The following is a 15,985-nucleotide window of genomic DNA, read 5'->3' on the forward strand; positions in this document are numbered from 1 at the left end:
CGGGCCGCGGGCGGGCGCGGCGGTACGAGAGGATGGGTGGGCAACCGCACCAGGCCAGCCCGTCAGGAGACGTACCAGCCATGCGCACAGTCGCCGTCGTCGGCACCGGACTGATCGGGACCTCCGCCGCACTCGCCCTCACCTCCCGGGGGCTGACCGTGCACCTGGAGGACGCCGACCCGGACGCCGCCCGCACGGCCGCCTCACTCGGCGCCGGCATCACGGACGCCCCCGACGGTCAGGTCGACCTGGCGATCATCGCGGTGCCGCCCGCGCTCGTCGGCAAGGTGGTCGCCGACTGCCAGCGGCGCGGCCTGGCCCGCTGGTACACCGACGTGGCCAGTGTGAAGGCCGGACCCCGGGCCGACGTGACGGCGCTCGGCTGCGACACCGTCCACTACATCGGCAGCCACCCGATGGCCGGGCGGGAGCGCTCCGGCCCGCTGGCCGCCCGCGCCGACCTCTTCGAGGGCCGCCCCTGGGTGCTCACCCCCACCCCGGACACCGACACCGAGACGCTCAACGCCGCGCTCGAACTGGTCGCCCTGTGCGGCGCGATGCCGATCGTGATGGACGCCGCCGCACACGACCGGGCCGTCGCACTCGTCTCGCACGCCCCGCAGCTGCTGTCCTCGCTGGTCGCCGCCCGTCTGGAGCACGCCGACGAGACCGCCGTCCGGCTCTCCGGCCAGGGCGTGCGGGACGTCACCCGGATCGCCGCCTCCAGCCCCGCGATGTGGGTGGACATCCTCTCCGCCAACGCGGGCGTGGTCGCCGACATCCTGGCCGAGCTGGCCGCCGACCTGGACGACACCGTCACCGCGCTGCGCGCCCTCCAGGCCACGGAGGAGGGCGAGCGCCGGGCCGGCGCCGCCGGGATCGAGGCCGTCATCCGCCGCGGCAACAGCGGCCAGGCCAGGATCCCCGGCAAGCACGGCGCCCCGCCCACCCGCTACGAGACGGTCTCGGTGGTCCTGGGCGACCAGCCCGGCGAGCTCGGCCGCCTCTTCGGCGAGGTCGGCGCCGCCGGCGTCAACATCGAGGACGTCGCCATCGAGCACTCCAGCGGCCAGCAGGTCGGCTTCGTCCAGCTCTCGGTGGCCCCGACGGCCGTCAAGCCCCTGACCGCCGCCCTGCGCGCCCACGGCTGGAGCGTCCGGGACTGACGCGGCTGCCCGCACCGCCCTCACCGGCCTCACCGCCGGCGCGGCGCGGCGCGCGGGTTCGGGCTCGGGTCCGGGCGCAGACCTCGCGGCCGAGCCGGTTCGGGGCCGGATCCGGGGGCCGGAAACGGGCGGGCCGGGGGACTGCGCGGGTCGTCTAACCTTGAGGGAGACATTCCCCGCTTCGAGATCCCCAGGTTTAGAGAGAGGTTCGCCCCGTGGACACTGCCGACCGAGCGCACGCCCCGGTCGTCGTCGCCATCGACGGACCCTCCGGTTCCGGCAAGTCGACCGTCTCGCGGTCGGTCGCCGCCCGGCTCGGGCTGAGCTTCCTGGACACGGGCGCGATGTACCGCGCGATGACCTGGTGGATGCTCGCCAACGACGTGGACGTGAACGACGCCGAGGCCGTGGCCGTCGCCTGCACCAAGCCGGTGATCGTCTCCGGCACCGACGCCGCCGGGCCGACGATCACCGTCGACGGCCAGGACGTCTCCGGCCCGATCCGCGGCCCCGAGGTGACCGCCCAGGTCAGCGCCGTCGCCGCGGTGCCGCAGGTGCGGACGCGGCTGGTGGAGCTCCAGCGCGGCTGCGCCGAGGTCGCCGAGCGCGGCATCGTCGCCGAGGGACGGGACATGGGCAGCGTGGTGTTCCCGGACGCCACCGTCAAGATCTTCCTCACCGCCTCCGAGGCGGCCCGCGCCCAGCGCCGGGCCGCCGAGCTGCGGGCCAAGGGCGTGGACGAGGCCACCATCACCGCGATGGCCGCCGACCTCGCCCGCCGGGACGCCGCCGACTCCTCCCGGGAGACGGCACCGCTGACCCAGGCGGCCGACGCCGTCCTGGTGGACACCAGCGAGCTGACCCTCGACCAGGTGATAGACACGATCACCGGCCTGGTCGAGGCGCGCGCGGGCCTGTCCGCGGTCTGAGCAAGGCGGCGGCCCTCGGCGGGGAGGAACACCCGCCGCAGGCGGCGCCGGGTTGCTCGCACCGCCACCGCAGCCGGCACCACCTCGTGGACCGGGCACCCCGCCCAGGCACCACACCGAGATTTCGCGCTGCCCACAACGAGGGCAGGTACGCACGGCACGTCCCTGGGAAGGGCCTGTGCCGGGAAATGGACAGACGAACATGACCGAAGAGATCACCGCCGGCCCCGGCGAGCTGGACGCCGCCGACTACGCCGAGTTCATGGCTCTCGCCGCCGAGGAGGGCTTCGACGGCGATGACATGCTCGGTGACGGCAGCCACGGCCCGCTGCCGGTGCTGGCCGTCGTCGGCCGCCCCAACGTCGGCAAGTCGACCCTGGTGAACCGCATCATCGGCCGCCGTGAGGCGGTCGTCGAGGACAAGCCCGGCGTCACCCGTGACCGCGTCTCCTACGAGGCGACCTGGAACGGCCGCCGGTTCAAGCTGGTCGACACCGGCGGTTGGGAGCTCGACGTCCTCGGCATCGACGCCATGGTTGCCGCGCAGGCCGAGCTCGGCATCGAGAGCGCCGACGCGGTGCTCTTCGTCGTGGACGCCACCGTCGGCGCGACCGACACCGACGAGGCGCTGATCAAGCTCATCCGCCGCGCCGGCAAGCCCACCGTGCTCTGCGCCAACAAGGTCGACGGCCAGTCCACCGAGGCCGAGGCCGCCTACCTGTGGTCGCTCGGCCTCGGCGAGCCGTACCCCGTCTCGGCCCTGCACGGCCGCGGCTCCGGCGACCTGCTGGACGCCGTGATGGCCGCGCTGCCCGAGGCCCCGCCGCAGACCTTCGGCGTTGCGCCGGGCGGCCCGCGCCGGGTCGCCCTGATCGGCCGTCCCAACGTCGGCAAGTCCAGCCTGCTGAACAGGGTCGCCGGCGAGGAGCGGGTGGTCGTCAACGAGCTGGCCGGCACCACCCGTGACCCGGTCGACGAGCTGATCGAACTCGGCGGCAAGACCTGGAAGTTCGTCGACACCGCCGGTATCCGCCGCCGCGTGCACCTCACCGCGGGCGCCGACTTCTACGCCTCGCTGCGGACGTCGGCGGCGCTGGAGAAGGCCGAGGTCGCGGTCGTCCTGATCGACGCCAGCGAGACCCTCGCCGAGCAGGACACCCGGATCATCTCGATGGCCGTCGAGGCCGGGCGCGCCGTCGTGGTGGCGTACAACAAGTGGGACCAGCTGGACGAGGAGCGCCGCTACTACCTGGAGCGCGAGATCGAGAAGGATCTCGTCCAGGTGCAGTGGGCGCCCCGTGTCAACGTCTCCGCGCTGACCGGCCGCCACATGGAGAAGCTCGTCCCGGCGATCGAGACCGCGCTGGCCGGCTGGGAGACCCGCGTCCCGACCGCCCGCCTGAACGCCTTCCTCGGTGAGCTCGTCGCCGCGCACCCGCACCCGATCCGCGGTGGCAAGCAGCCGCGGATCCTGTTCGGTACGCAGGCCGGCATCCGCCCGCCGCGCTTCATCCTCTTCGCGTCCGGCTTCCTGGAGGCGGGCTACCGCCGCTTCGTCGAGCGCCGCCTGCGGGAGGAGTTCGGCTTCGTCGGGACGCCGATCTCGATCTCCGTGCGGGTGCGCGAGAAGCGCCGCCGCAAGTGATCCGCCGCCGAGTTGCCCGGTTGCTGAGTTGCTGAGTTGCTGAGTTGCTGAGCTGATCGGCTGCTGAGCTGATCGGCTGAACCAGGAAGGCCCTGGTACCCCCGCGGGGGTACCAGGGCCTTCCTGTGTCCGGCTGCCCGACCGTTCGCCGGCTGGTTGCCCGGGCGGTCGCCCGGCCGGCCCGGTGCGCTCTCAGGAGTCGCTACGGCCGGGCGGGAGGGACAGCAGGCTGCGGTGCCGTCCACCGGTGGTCGCCTCGGCGGGCTGCACCGAGCCGAGGTAGCCGGCCGCGACCCAGCCCTGACCGTTGGCGAACTGGCCGCTGGTGTGCGTGAGGTGTTGCCCGGTCTGCTGCCCGTTGTTCTGCCCGCTGCCCTGTCCACCACCGGACCCGCCGCCGGACCCGCCCTGCTGGCCGTGCTGGCCGGGCGTGAACTGCGGGGTGCCGAGCGCCTGCCCCGCGTAGGTGTGGAAAGCCTGTGACTGCGGCGGCTGCGGACGGGCGTCGGCCCGCTCAGAGTGCGTGTCGCGGACGGCGAAGCCGGTGAACCGCAGGTCCTCCTCACCCGAACGGTCACCGGGCAGGGCCCGGAACAGCCGCCGGTACTCGGAGTACAGCTCGTCGTAGATCGGCGTCGTGGAGTTCGGGTGTTCCGCGTCGTACGACGGGCGCATTCCCGGGATCGAGCGGGAGCTGGTGGGCTGACGGTGGGCTGCGGCGACGTCGTAGCTGTACACGTATCAGCCAACGAGCGAGACCGCCGGGAGATGCGGGGTCGGGGCACCCCGCTGGAGCCCCCTGCCCGGGCGGTCCGGGGACGGGCGCTCCGGGGGCGAGAGCGGGCGGCCGGGCGGCTCGCCCCGCGCTCCGCCGGGTGCCGGGCCACCCGCCCCCCGGAGCCCCGTTGGGACGGCGTCGCGCTGTAGGTCGGCTCAGGTCCCCGCGAGCGGCAGCGACGCGGCCACCACCTGCCCCTGCTTGGCCGCCTTCTCCAGGGCCTGCCGCAGCAGGTCCTCGCGCGGCTGGCGGCCCACCGTGCCTGCCGGCACCGCGTACATGCTGACCTGAGACTGCTGGCCCGCCGCGATCCGCCAGGCCTCGGTGACCTGGAGCGGCTGGTGCGCCTGCCACCAGCCGGTGCTGCCGCCGGCCGCTGCCGGCTGCAGGATCGCGTGCAGCTTGCCCATGGCGACCAGCACCGACCAGCCGCTCAGCACGGGCGGCGCGACGTCGATGTCGGCGGTCGGGTGGAAGCCTGCGTCCTCGAGCAGCCCGAGGAACTCGTCCGAACCCGAGGTGTTGCCCGGCCGGCCGACCGGCCCGGTCGGTTCGACCACCAGCGCGGCGTGCCCGGTGGCGCCGTGCAGCACCAGGCCGCAGGTGATGCCGAGAATGGCGGCCTGGCCGGCGGCGGGCGGGGCGGCCTGCGCGGCCGGAGCGGCGGCCGGGATGCCGGTGACACCTGAGAGGCCCGAGGCACCAGGGACACCAGGAGCACCAGGGGCACCCGACGCACCTGAGAAGCCTGAGGCGCCGCCCTGGGCGGGAACGGTGACGGCGGGCGCGGGGGCCGGCGTCGCCGGGCTGCCCGTCTGGGCCGTCTGGGACTCGCTGATGCTGCGTACGGCGCCCAGCAGCTGCTCCTCCGAAACCGACACCACCTGGGAGGGGATGCAGCGGGAGTGCGCGAAGGCCAGCACCGCCGTCTCGTCCCCGACGAACAGGACGGTGCTGGTGGGCTCCTGCTGCGAGTACCCCGGCGTCCGGCAGGACGTGCACTCGTAGCTGTCGGGCGCGTGGTCGCCACGGAGCAGGCGGTCGGCCTCGTCGTCGCCGATCTCTGACCTGACCTCGTCGCTGACATCGAGCATGCGGGGCACGAAGACTCCTCGTTTGTTCGGGGGTGGCACGGGCGTCCCGGCCGCCAATTCCAACGGACCCCTGTGTCAGGGGTCACGGGTGGGTTCGGGGGTTGGCGGGTTTTGCCGCTGATCTGAGTGCCGAGGGTGGTCGTCCGATCACAATCTGTCGATGTGGGACGAATTCGGAGCGTGGACGAACTGTGAGGTAGGCCATGTCGGGGCGCTATTTGATCAAGGAAATGATGCGCATAACGGACAATTTGGGTTCATCTCCAAGGTCATTACCCCGGGTAACAGCAGGCTGAGCTGGGACGACACCAACCTGTTTGGCTCCCGGGCGGCGCACTCGTAGCTTCGTTCTCGGTGCAACGAGCACCACCCGGGTTCACCCCCGACGCACGGCCCGCCGGCTCACCCCGGCAAGGTCCCCTCCGCGCCGCTCCTGGCGAGGAGGGATGGTGCCCACCGGCTCGACCAGCTCGAACAGGTCGCCGGTGAGTGGAGGTGGCCAGGGCGGCATGGCACGTCCGACACGTGCACGGCCGCCCAGCGGACGAGGCAGGCGATTTCGGACCCCCGAGGGTCTGGTTCCGCATGCCCGCCCGGGGCTGTCGAGAGGAACCTCATGACCTTCCGTAACGAGACCGCCGCTGTCACCACCTCCGCCAAGCGCAACCGCGTTCGGATGGCCGTCATGGCCGGCGCTGTCGCCGCCCTGCCGGTGGCCGGCCTCGTCACGGCCACCTCGGCCTCCGCCGCCCCAGTCGCGACCTGGGACAAGGTCGCCCAGTGCGAGAGCGGCGGCAACTGGGCCATCAACACCGGTAACGGCTTCTACGGCGGCCTGCAGTTCACCTCCAGCACCTGGGCCGCCTTCGGTGGCACCGCGTACGCCTCGCAGGCCAATCTGGCCACCAAGGCGCAGCAGATCTCCATCGCCGAGAAGGTCCTCGCCTCGCAGGGCCCCGGCGCCTGGCCGGTCTGCTCCGTCAAGGCCGGTCTGACCGCCGGTGGCGCCGCCGCCCAGGTCGACACCGCCGCCCCGGCCGCCAAGCCCGCCGCCCCGGCTGCCCCCGCCGCCAAGGCCCCGGCCGCCGCCCCGGCCCCGAAGGGCGCCGCCAAGCCGGCCGCCACCTCCTCGGACAGCGTCGCCGCCCCGGCCCCGAAGGCCGCCGCGCCGGCGAAGCCCGCCAAGGCCGAGAAGCCCGCCAAGCCGGCCAAGCCCGCCGCGAAGAGCGACGCCGGCAACTACACCGTCAAGGCCGGTGACACCCTGAGCAGCATCGCCGCTGCCAACGGCACCGACTGGAAGTCGCTGTACAACGACAACGCCAAGGTCGTCGGCGGCAACCCGAACCTGATCTTCCCGGGTCAGACCCTGGCTGTCTGATCGTCAGCCGGCTGACCGTCGGCCGCCGTTCGGCTGCTCGCACGTCAGCTGTCTGTCCGTCATCTGTTCGACCGCCGGCACGTTCTCGATCGTGCCCGTACGGTCGTCGGCTTCCGACGGTGGCCGGCCGGTAGCCCGGTTCGGTTCCGGCCCGGCCCGTGCGACGGCTTGGTCGGGCTCGGCTCGGCTCGGCTCATGCCGCGCACGCCCACCCGGCGCGCATTCGGACGGCCGCCCTCTCGCTCACCGCGAGAGGGCGGCCGTCCGCGTTGCCGACGCAGGGGTGCTTCGGTCAATGTTCCGGTTGCCCCATGCACCACCTCAGTAACCTCCGCCACACCAGTCCGGCCCGCCCGCCCCGCCCGCCTCGCCCGCTTGTGCCCGATACCTCGGCATGCTCCCGGGCGACGACACCGGAGGCGGCGACCCCGGCACGGGTGGGGGAGAGGGCGGGCAGGGCCCGCGGGAACAGGAGTGCGGCCCGCAGCCCGCCGGGCGGCACGGCAGGATGGTCCTGTGGCGGACGAAGAGCTCTTCCCCCGTACCCGGTCCGAACCGGCGCCCGGCGTGGTGCACGTGCCCGACTGGCTCGACCGGGCCGAGCAGCGGCGGCTGGTCGCCGCCTGCCGGGAGTGGGCCAGGCCACCGGCCGGCATGCACACCGTCCGGATGCCGACCGGCGGCGTGATGTCCGTCCACATGGTCAGCCTCGGCTGGCACTGGTACCCCTACGGCTACTCCCGCACCGCCGCCGACGGTACCCCCGTCAAGCCCTTCCCGCCCCTCCTGGGCGAGCTGGCAGAACGGGCGCTGGCGCGGGCGTACGGCGACGCGGTCGCCGACGTCACCGGCGCCGCCGCGTACGATCCGGACGTCGCCGTGGTCAACCACTACCCGTACGGCGCGAAGATGGGCCTGCACCAGGACCGCGACGAACGGGCGAACGCCCCCGTGGTCTCCCTCTCGCTCGGCGACAGCTGCGTCTTCAGGCTCGGCAACACCGAGACCCGTACCCGCCCCTGGGCCGACCTGGAACTGCGCAGCGGCGATCTGCTGGTCTTCGGAGGCCCCGCCCGCTACGCGTACCACGGGGTCGTCCGCACCCTGGCGGGCACCGCTGATCCGGAGCTGGGTTTGGTCGGCCGCCTCAATATCACGGTCCGGCAGTCCGGCCTGCCGGGCTGATCCGGCTGATCCGGCTGGTTCCCGCTGCTTCCGGTGATCGCGCTGTCCCGGCGATCCACGTGATCCCGCTCGTCCCTGTAAGCCGTGTGATCCACGTGATCCCGGTCATCCGCGTCACCCGTGCGATCCCGGTGACCTGGTACGGAGGCCGCCGGCCGGGATACCCCGAGCGCCCACCCCGGGCGGCGGGAATTCCCGGAGTCGAAGGAGAATTCGACTGGACGTAAGGCAGCAGCCGGGCGGAGGACCTCGCCCGGGCCGCCGGCGAGAGGAAGCGCACCCATGGGAACCCCCGTCGACCAACTCGTCGAACTGCTCGACCTGGAGCAGATCGAGCTGAACATCTTCCGCGGCCGCAGCCCCGAGGAGGAGTTGCAGCGCACCTTCGGTGGCCAGGTCGCCGGTCAGGCGCTGGTCGCGGCGGGGCGCACAGTGGAGGGCGACCGCCCCGTTCACTCACTGCACGCCTACTTCCTGCGCCCCGGTGTGCCCGGTGTCCCGATCGTCTACCAGGTCGACCGGATCAGGGACGGCCGCTCCTTCACCACCCGCCGGGTGCTCGGCATCCAGCAGGGCCGCTCGATCTTCGCGCTCACCGCCGACTTCCACGTCCCCGAGCAGGGCGGGATCGAGCACCAGGACGCGATGCCCGACGTGCCCGCCGCCGAGGACCTGCCGAGCGCCCTGGAGGAGGTCGGCTCCAAGCTCGGTGAGCTGCCGCCGTTCATCAGCCGCCGTCAGCCCTTCGACATCCGCTACGTCGACCGGCTGCGCTGGACCAAGGAGGAGCTGGCCGGCGTCGAGCCACGCAGCGGAGTCTGGCTGCGCACCAACGGCGCCCTGCCCGACGACCCGCTGATCCACGTCTGCGCCCTCACCTACGCGAGTGACATGACGCTGCTGGACGCCGTCCGCGCGCCGGTCGAGCCGCTCTGGGGCCACCGGCACTTCGACATGGCCTCGCTGGACCACGCGATGTGGTTCCACCGCCCCTTCCGCGCCGACGAGTGGCTGCTCTACCAGCAGGAGTCGCCCATCGCGCACGGCGCTCGCGGGCTGGCCCGGGGGCAGATCTTCGACCGGAGCGGCCGCCTGGTGGTGTCGGTGATGCAGGAGGGGCTGTTCCGCCCACTGTGACGGCCTGCCCTGCCCTGCCCTGCCTGCCCTACCCCTACTGGCCCCTGCTGGCCCCTACTGCGGGGCGCCGCCCTGCCTCACCCGGCCCGCTGGGACAGGGCAGGCGGCCTTCGCTCCGACCTGCGGGGAATGATCCGGCCCCGGGCCGAGCGTTGACGTCTGTGACATCCGCCTGTGATATCCGCCGCACTGGAGGGTTCCGATGACAGCAACCGCCGCCGAGGAGTGGAAGCACTGGAGCGACGGCCGGGCAGCGGCCGTGAGCGCGCCGCACGGCCACCTCGCGCTCACCGGCACGCACTGGCTGGAGCCCGAGCCCGGCGAGCTCCCCTGCCTGCCAGGCCGCTGGTGGACGGACTCCGAGGGCATCCGCCTCCGGGCCGTGGCAGCCGACGGAATCGTGATCGCGCGCGCGGGCGTAGGTGCGGGTGCGGGCGCAGCCGCGGACGGCCTGGTGGACGGTGAGGTGCTGCTGCGCCCCGACACCGACCCGGCAGCCGACGTCGCCACCCTCGGTGACCTCCGGCTGGTCCCGATCGAGCGCGAAGGTGAGCTCGCCCTGCGCGTCTTCGACCCGGCCGCGCCCGGGCGGGCCGCCTTCGCAGGCATCTCCGCGTACCCGTACTCGCCCGAGTGGGCCGTCCCGGCCGTCTTCACGCCGTTCGCGGACGACCAGGCCGTGGTGGTGCCCAATGTCGACGGCCGGGAGCGGCCGATGGAGGTCACCGGCCGGATCGCCTTCACCCTGGTCGGTGAGCACCACACCCTCACCGTCAGCCGGGCCGGCGACCGCCTCACCGGCGTCATCGCCGACGCGACCAGCGGCCGCGACACCTACCGCTTCCGCTTCATCACCCTCCCGGCGCCGGACACCGACGGCCGCACCGTGCTCGACCTCAACCGGGCCTACCTGCCCCCCTGCGCCTTCGCGGACCACTACATCTGCCCCTTCCCGCCGCCCGGCAACCGGCTGCCGCTGGCCGTCGAGGCGGGCGAGAAGCAGGTGCTGACGAGGTAGCGCGCGGCAGCACGGTAGCCGGCGCGGTGGCATCCGGCCGAGCGGTGCGGAGGCGGTGCCGCCCGGCCGGATGCCGTCGAACCCCGACCCCGGTGGCCGACGGCCCCGGCGGTGCGCCCACCATGAATCACTGTGCCTACCAACGAACCCGCCGCGGGTGGCCCCGCCGCCGATACCGACCTCCCCACACCCGACCCCGCCGCCCTCCCGTCCCTCCCGTCGGCCTCGCCGGTGCCCGCGCCATCGCCGCCGGGCACGGAGCAGGACCGCCCGCGCTGGTACCGCCGCGCCGCACGCGGTGCCTTCGCCGACCTGAGCCCGCTACGCGAGAACGCGGACTACCGCCGGATCTGGTTCGGCCAGGCCGTCTCCTCGATCGGGCAGCAGATGACGGCCGTCGCCGTCTCGGTCCAGGTCTACGACCTCACCGGCTCCAGCTTCGCCACCGGCCTGGTCGGACTCTGCTCGCTGTTCCCCCTGATCGCCTTCGGCCTGTACGGCGGCGCCATCGCTGACAGCGTCGACCGCCGCCGGCTGGGCCTGATCGGCTCGGGCGGCCTGGCCGTGGTCTCCGCCGTCCTGGCCAGCCAGGCACTGATCGGCCTCGGCCAGGTCCTGGTGCTGTACGCGGCGGTGGCCGTCCAGGCCGGGTTCTTCGCGGTCAGCTCCCCGGCCCGCTCGGCCATGATCCCCAGGCTGGTACCGGGTCATCAACTGCCTGCCGCCAACGCCCTCAACACCGTCAGCATGAACCTCGGCCTCACCGTCGGCCCGATGTTCGGCGGCGTCCTGATCGGCGCCTACGGCGCACAGTCCGCGTACCTGCTGGACACCCTCGCCTTCAGCGCCACCCTCTACGCGATGTGGCGGCTGCCCTCGATGCGCCCGCTCGGCGAGGGCAAGGGCCGGGCCTCCGTCCTGGACGGGCTGCGCTTCCTGCGCGAGCAGCCCAACCTGCGCACCAGCTTCCTGGCCGACCTCGCCGCGATGATCTTCGGCATGCCCAGGGCCCTCTTCCCCGCCATCGCGGTCGGCTTCTTCGGTGGCGACGCCCGTACCGTGGGCCTGCTGGTCTCCGCCCCGGCCGTCGGCGCCCTGATCGGCGCCCTGTTCTCCGGCTGGATCACCCGCGTCCATCGCCACGGCGCCGCGGTCCTCGCCGCCGTGACCGCCTGGGGCCTGTCGATCGCCGCCTTCGGCCTCGTCCGCCACCTGTGGCTCGGCCTCCTCCTGCTTGCCGTCGCGGGCTGCGCCGACACCGTCAGCATGATCTTCCGCAACACGATGATGCAGGTCGCCGCCCCCGACGAGATGCGCGGCCGCCTCCAGGGGATCTTCATCGTGGTCGTCGCCGGCGGCCCCCGCCTAGGCGACTTCGAGTCCGGAGCCGTCGCCTCCCTCGCCTCACCCGCCGCCTCCGTCGTCAGCGGCGGCCTCGCCTGCGTCGCGGCCGTCCTCCTTCTCGCCGCCCGCCGCCCCGCCTTCCTCCGCTACGACGCCCGCCACCCCACACCCTGACCTGCACCACGCCCCCCGATACCTGGCAGCGAGCACCCCCCGACGTGCTGTATTGTTTTCCACGTCACCGGGACACCGGGGACGGGTCGAGAAGCCAGAGAGCAAAGCCGCCAGGCCCCGCTCAACGGCACCGAGACCACGGGACGTGGCGCAGCTTGGTAGCGCACTTGACTGGGGGTCAAGGGGTCGCAGGTTCAAATCCTGTCGTCCCGACAGTGATGTCGGAAGGCCGTTGGCCGGGAGAAATCCCAGGCCAGCGGCTTTTTTGCTGATGGCCCGACAGGTGGTGCGCGGCTGCGATGCCGCCGCTTTGCGATCTTGCTGGGGACCGGCTGGGGACCGCAGCCATCGGCTGAGGGCCCGCCGCAACCCGGTGCGGCGGCCGCGCGTTCGCACCTACACGAGGTCGCCGGCCTGCCAGCCCGGGGGGACCTTGGGCAGCCCGATCAGGGCGTCGATGTTCAGGTGCTCGGTGAGCAGGGCTTTGAGGTTGCGGCCGTCGATGAGGCGGAGGCGGCCGTTGCGATGGGCGAAGTCGTAGCTGTCCTTGCCGAACCACGAGGTGGTGACGACGATGCCGTAGCCGGCATCCTTGTCCTGCATGACGCCCGACATGGCGCGGACGGTGTTCACCGGGACCACGTTCTTGGAGCGTTTGGCCTGGATGGCGAAGATGGTGGATCCGGTCGGGTCGGCCAATGTCGCGACGGCGTCCACACCGTCGTCGCGGGAGCCCTGGGTGCGCCAGGTCTCGTAGCCCATGGCTTCGAAGAGTTCGCGGACCAGGCGTTCGAAGTCGTAAGGGTTCATCCGGAGCAGGTCGGGCCGGCTGTCGAGGGTGGCTACCACGGCCGTGTCGGTGATGATGCGGTAGCGGGACAGGTCCGCCTCGACAATGGGTGTGACCGGTTCCAGGTCGTGAGGGTGCTTGGAGACGGTGGCGCCGAGCCGGTGGAGGCACTGCTGCGGGTCGAGACGCGGTTCGTCCAGGACGAGATCGGCGAAGTCCTTGCGCTGGGCGACGACGCTGACGACGCACGCCCGGACGGCCTGGCCGGTCGTCGGATCCGTGGCGTTGACGCGGCCGTTGAGGATGACGGTCTCCACGAATGCTGCCGGTGTGGCGGTGAACGCCTCGTCCAGTGCCCGGAGGGCCAGGCGGGACACCAGCCGGGCGTAGGCGTCGTGGACTTCGGCCTGCTTGGCGGGTTGGGGGACGACCTCGGCCCGCTGGGCGACGTAGCGGTAGGAGGTCACCGCGGGGACGATCTCGTGGTTCGGAAGCTCGATTTCGACCAGGAGTTGCTGGGCCTCGGGGACGTAGACCGCGTGGGCTGCCGTTCGGCACCCCGGGGGCACGGGGGAGCGCTGCAGCAGGTCTTCGACCAGCTCTGCGACGCCCTGGGGACCCTCGTGGGTGAATGCCTGTTCGATGTGCGGATGCCATAGCTCGAGGCCCTCGGGACGTAGGAGCAGGACTGTCTCCAGTTCCTCGCGGCGCCGGTTGCACTCGGCGGTGCCCGCCTCGGCCTGGGCTTTGAGCCGGGCCGTATCCGCTTGCCGGGTTTGCCGCTGGGCTTCCTTCTCGGCTTGGGCGTCCTCGCGCTTCCTTGCTTCCTCCGCCCGGCGGCGGGCCGTCTGGCGCTTGGCCAACTCGGCCTCTACGCGAGCGGCTTCCTTGGCGCGGGCGGCCTCCTCGCGTTGGAGGTGCTTTTCGCCGACGGCCAGGAGCCGGGCATGTTCGACGGCGGGGTCCACCTTCCGTTTCCTGGGGCGGGGTTGAGCCGCCGGTGCGGAGGCCTGGCGGGTCGTCGGCTGCTGCGTCCCGCGCTGTGCCTCTGCGGCTCGCGCCTGCTGCTTCAGGCGGTACGCCTCGGCGAGGATTTCCGCCACAGTCTTTCGGCGTGCCACCCAGTCCACCCCCTGGTCCGTGACAGCGCGAACCCGCGTGGGGCCCGCGCTGCCCGCGCGATATGCCAGCAGCCCTACCCGGCTGGGGCCGCCGGAAATCCGCCGTGCGGTCCGAGCGGGGACGGAGCAAGCGGTGCAGGGGCGCAACGTGCCGGCACCGCCGAGGAGATGGAGCGCTCATTCGGGCGGGAGCGGAGAAGGGTTACCGTCGTGCGTGCGCACCGGGCGGTTGCACAGGTCGAGGACGGCATCCAGCGGCACGGTGATTCCAGAGGCTCGGATGTTGCGTGCCGTCTGCTCGCGGCGCAGCAACCGGACCCAGGGTTCCGCACCTTCTTCATCGTCTGCCACAAGTCCACTTCTACAGCAGGGTGGTTGACGATGACAGGCGCACTGCTCGGGCAGCTGATCAGCGGAGAATTTCCGGAGGCTGCCCGTTTCGGCCGTCTATTGGACGAGACGCAGATGACGAACTGGCGCCTCTGTCGATGCCGCCTGGGCGGAGGCCGCCGTCTGCGGGGTGGTCCGGTCTCCTGACAAGTGCCTGCTGAGGGTTCGGCCGGCGTTCTCGATGGAGCTTTTGTCCGGGTGGAGGTAGCGCTGGGTGGTGGTGATGTGTCCGTGTCCTGCGATCTTCTGGAGGACGTGGATGGGGACGCCGGCGTCGGCGAGCCAGGTGAGGCCGGTGTGCCGGAGGTCGTGCCGGCGCAGGTACTCGTAGCCGAGGCTGACGACGACTTCGTCCCAGTGGGTGGCGTCGCGGAGGATGGCTGTGGTGATCCGGCCGCCGCGCGGCCCGGTGAACAGACGGGCCATGGGGTCGTTGCCGACCACGTTCATGCGCCAGTTCACGAGGTCGCGGATCTCTTCGATGATGGGGACGGTGCGCCGCCGCTTGCCCTTGGTGCCCTTGTCGATGAGGCCGCCGGGGCCGGTGGTGGTCTGGCGGCACAGGTCCCAGGTCCAGTCGAAGCGGTTGATGTCCTTGACACGGACGCCGGAGACTTCGCCGATGCGGGCGGCGGTGCAGGCGGCGAAGCGGACGATGTCGCCCCAGCCGCGGTAGTGGTTGTGGGAGCGTTCGACGAGGGCAGTGGCGAGTTGGTCGAGGGCGTCCCAGTCGGCGAGGGCGAGGGAGCGGGGGTCGTCGAGTTCGTCCTCGGCCTTCTTGTAGAGGCGTTGCCAGCCGCTCATGCGTGAGGGGTTGAAGTCGATGAGGCCGTCGCGGACGGCTTGCTCCATGATGCGGACGAGCGGGGCGAGGCTGTTCTTGACGGAGGAGATGCTGAGTCCGTCGGCGATCCACGAGTGGAGGGCCCGGTCGGTGATGCCGTTGGTGATGTTGGTGACGGGTATGTGGCCGAGGACCGGGGTGACGCGCAGCTTCCAGCCGGCTGTGTAGGGGTCGAGGGTGGTGGTCTCCAGGCCGCGCATCGCCAGGTCCCAGTTCTCGTCGCCGTACTCGGCGAGGGTCATGGTCAGGGTCTTGGGGGTGATGCCGCGTGCTGCGGCCCGTTTCATGCGGGCAATCCAGGCCTCGGCTTCCGTCTCCGTGGGGACGGAGGAGGAAGCCGACTTGCGGCCGCCGCCGTTGGGGTCCGTCCAGCGCACGCGGGCGCGGTAGCGGAACTGCGGGCGGCGGTCGGGGCGGTGCTCGATGTCGGTGGTGAGGTCGACACCCATGGGGATGAGCTGGGTGGGGTCGGACATTCAGGCTGCCTCGGATGGGTCGGTGCGCTTCTGGGCGAGCCACAGCTGGGTGTCGGGGATGCTGTAGAGGTAGAGCCGGGGCGCGATCTGCACGAAGGGCGGTCCCTGCGGGGGAGTGGCAGAGCGCCAGCGTCGCAGGGTTGAGGGGTCGACTTTCAGCAGCGTGGCGAGTTCCTCCGTCGAGTACCAGCCGCTGTGCAGGAGGTCGAACTCCGCTGCCGGATCGGCCTCGTACGCGGGGGCTGCGGCGACGGCCGGGGCCGGAACCGAGAGCCGGCTTACGGCGGGAACGCGGGGTCGGGCGTACATGGTCTCCCTCTGGCGGGGTGGTGGAGCCGCTTGGGCTCGGCCGGGCACGCCCACAGTCACCTGGCCACCTGGACGGGCGGAACAGGGTTCGGCGTGCTGAATTAGGCAGACCGTACGCACATGGCGTTCTTCAGAGCGCGTCGAGATTCAGCGGGCGTGCCGGGTAGCTGGCGACCTCACGCCTGTGATTGCTGAAGAGCGCCC

14 protein-coding genes and 1 tRNA gene are annotated in these 15,985 nt (G+C 72.2%); 9 read left to right on the forward strand and 6 right to left on the reverse strand.

Features of this window, described 5'->3' with window-relative positions; translation table 11 throughout:
* Nucleotides 1-80 precede the first annotated feature (80 nt).
* From ACIBH3_RS24620 to der, 3 genes are all read left to right on the forward strand, one after another.
* Nucleotides 81-1,166 (forward strand): prephenate dehydrogenase, encoded by a 1,086-nt coding sequence (locus ACIBH3_RS24620; protein ID WP_396314226.1) that lies wholly within the window; start codon nt 81-83, stop codon nt 1,164-1,166.
* A gap of 215 nt (nt 1,167-1,381) precedes the next feature.
* Nucleotides 1,382-2,095, forward strand: a complete 714-nt coding sequence (gene cmk / locus ACIBH3_RS24625; RefSeq protein ID WP_396314227.1) for a (d)CMP kinase — start codon at nt 1,382-1,384, stop codon at nt 2,093-2,095.
* A 202-nt stretch (nt 2,096-2,297) separates the two neighbouring features.
* A complete protein-coding gene (gene der, locus ACIBH3_RS24630) occupies nt 2,298-3,740 on the forward strand; it encodes a ribosome biogenesis GTPase Der (protein ID WP_396314228.1) in 1,443 nt (480 codons plus the stop codon).
* A gap of 192 nt (nt 3,741-3,932) precedes the next feature.
* Here der and ACIBH3_RS24635 read toward each other — a convergent pair whose 3' ends face one another.
* Together ACIBH3_RS24635 and ACIBH3_RS24640 are read right to left on the reverse strand one after the other, a co-directional pair.
* Nucleotides 3,933-4,478, reverse strand: a complete 546-nt coding sequence (locus ACIBH3_RS24635; RefSeq protein WP_396314229.1) for a hypothetical protein — start codon at nt 4,476-4,478, stop codon at nt 3,933-3,935.
* 195 nt (nt 4,479-4,673) lie between these two features.
* The gene (locus ACIBH3_RS24640) at nt 4,674-5,621 is read right to left on the reverse strand and encodes a hypothetical protein (RefSeq protein WP_396314230.1); all 948 of its coding nucleotides are present in this window, start codon (nt 5,619-5,621) and stop codon (nt 4,674-4,676) included.
* A gap of 607 nt (nt 5,622-6,228) precedes the next feature.
* Here ACIBH3_RS24640 and ACIBH3_RS24645 point away from each other — a divergent pair.
* From ACIBH3_RS24645 to ACIBH3_RS24670, 6 genes are all read left to right on the forward strand, one after another.
* On the forward strand, nt 6,229-6,993 hold the full coding sequence (locus ACIBH3_RS24645) for a transglycosylase family protein (protein ID WP_396314231.1): 765 nt from the start codon (nt 6,229-6,231) through the stop codon (nt 6,991-6,993).
* A 516-nt stretch (nt 6,994-7,509) separates the two neighbouring features.
* Nucleotides 7,510-8,178 carry an alpha-ketoglutarate-dependent dioxygenase AlkB family protein gene (locus ACIBH3_RS24650; protein ID WP_396314232.1) on the forward strand — a complete coding sequence of 223 codons (669 nt, stop codon included), beginning with the start codon at nt 7,510-7,512 and terminating at the stop codon, nt 8,176-8,178.
* Nucleotides 8,179-8,460: 282 nt separating this feature from the next.
* Nucleotides 8,461-9,315 carry an acyl-CoA thioesterase gene (locus ACIBH3_RS24655; RefSeq protein WP_396314233.1) on the forward strand — a complete coding sequence of 285 codons (855 nt, stop codon included), beginning with the start codon at nt 8,461-8,463 and terminating at the stop codon, nt 9,313-9,315.
* 202 nt (nt 9,316-9,517) lie between these two features.
* Nucleotides 9,518-10,333 carry a DUF1684 domain-containing protein gene (locus tag ACIBH3_RS24660; protein WP_396314234.1) on the forward strand — a complete coding sequence of 272 codons (816 nt, stop codon included), beginning with the start codon at nt 9,518-9,520 and terminating at the stop codon, nt 10,331-10,333.
* Between the two features lie 231 nt (nt 10,334-10,564).
* The gene (locus ACIBH3_RS24665) at nt 10,565-11,851 is read left to right on the forward strand and encodes an MFS transporter (protein ID WP_396314313.1); all 1,287 of its coding nucleotides are present in this window, start codon (nt 10,565-10,567) and stop codon (nt 11,849-11,851) included.
* A 139-nt stretch (nt 11,852-11,990) separates the two neighbouring features.
* Nucleotides 11,991-12,064: transfer RNA gene (locus tag ACIBH3_RS24670), tRNA-Pro, on the forward strand.
* Between the two features lie 183 nt (nt 12,065-12,247).
* On the opposite strand, the gene ACIBH3_RS24675 is transcribed toward ACIBH3_RS24670, so the two are convergent.
* From ACIBH3_RS24675 to ACIBH3_RS24690, 4 genes are all read right to left on the reverse strand, one after another.
* Nucleotides 12,248-13,609: a restriction endonuclease gene (locus ACIBH3_RS24675; protein WP_396314235.1), complete on the reverse strand. Its 1,362-nt coding sequence runs from the start codon at nt 13,607-13,609 to the stop codon at nt 12,248-12,250.
* Between the two features lie 330 nt (nt 13,610-13,939).
* On the reverse strand, nt 13,940-14,113 hold the full coding sequence (locus ACIBH3_RS24680) for a hypothetical protein (RefSeq protein WP_396314236.1): 174 nt from the start codon (nt 14,111-14,113) through the stop codon (nt 13,940-13,942).
* Nucleotides 14,114-14,209: 96 nt separating this feature from the next.
* Complete coding sequence (locus ACIBH3_RS24685) at nt 14,210-15,472, reverse strand: tyrosine-type recombinase/integrase (RefSeq protein WP_396314237.1); 1,263 nt, start codon at nt 15,470-15,472, stop codon at nt 14,210-14,212.
* Complete coding sequence (locus tag ACIBH3_RS24690; RefSeq protein ID WP_396314238.1) at nt 15,473-15,781, reverse strand: helix-turn-helix domain-containing protein; 309 nt, start codon at nt 15,779-15,781, stop codon at nt 15,473-15,475.
* Nucleotides 15,782-15,985: the final 204 nt, after the last annotated feature.

The sequence above is a fragment of the Kitasatospora sp. NPDC050543 genome, from assembly GCF_044457565.1.
Classification (GTDB): domain Bacteria; phylum Actinomycetota; class Actinomycetes; order Streptomycetales; family Streptomycetaceae; genus Kitasatospora.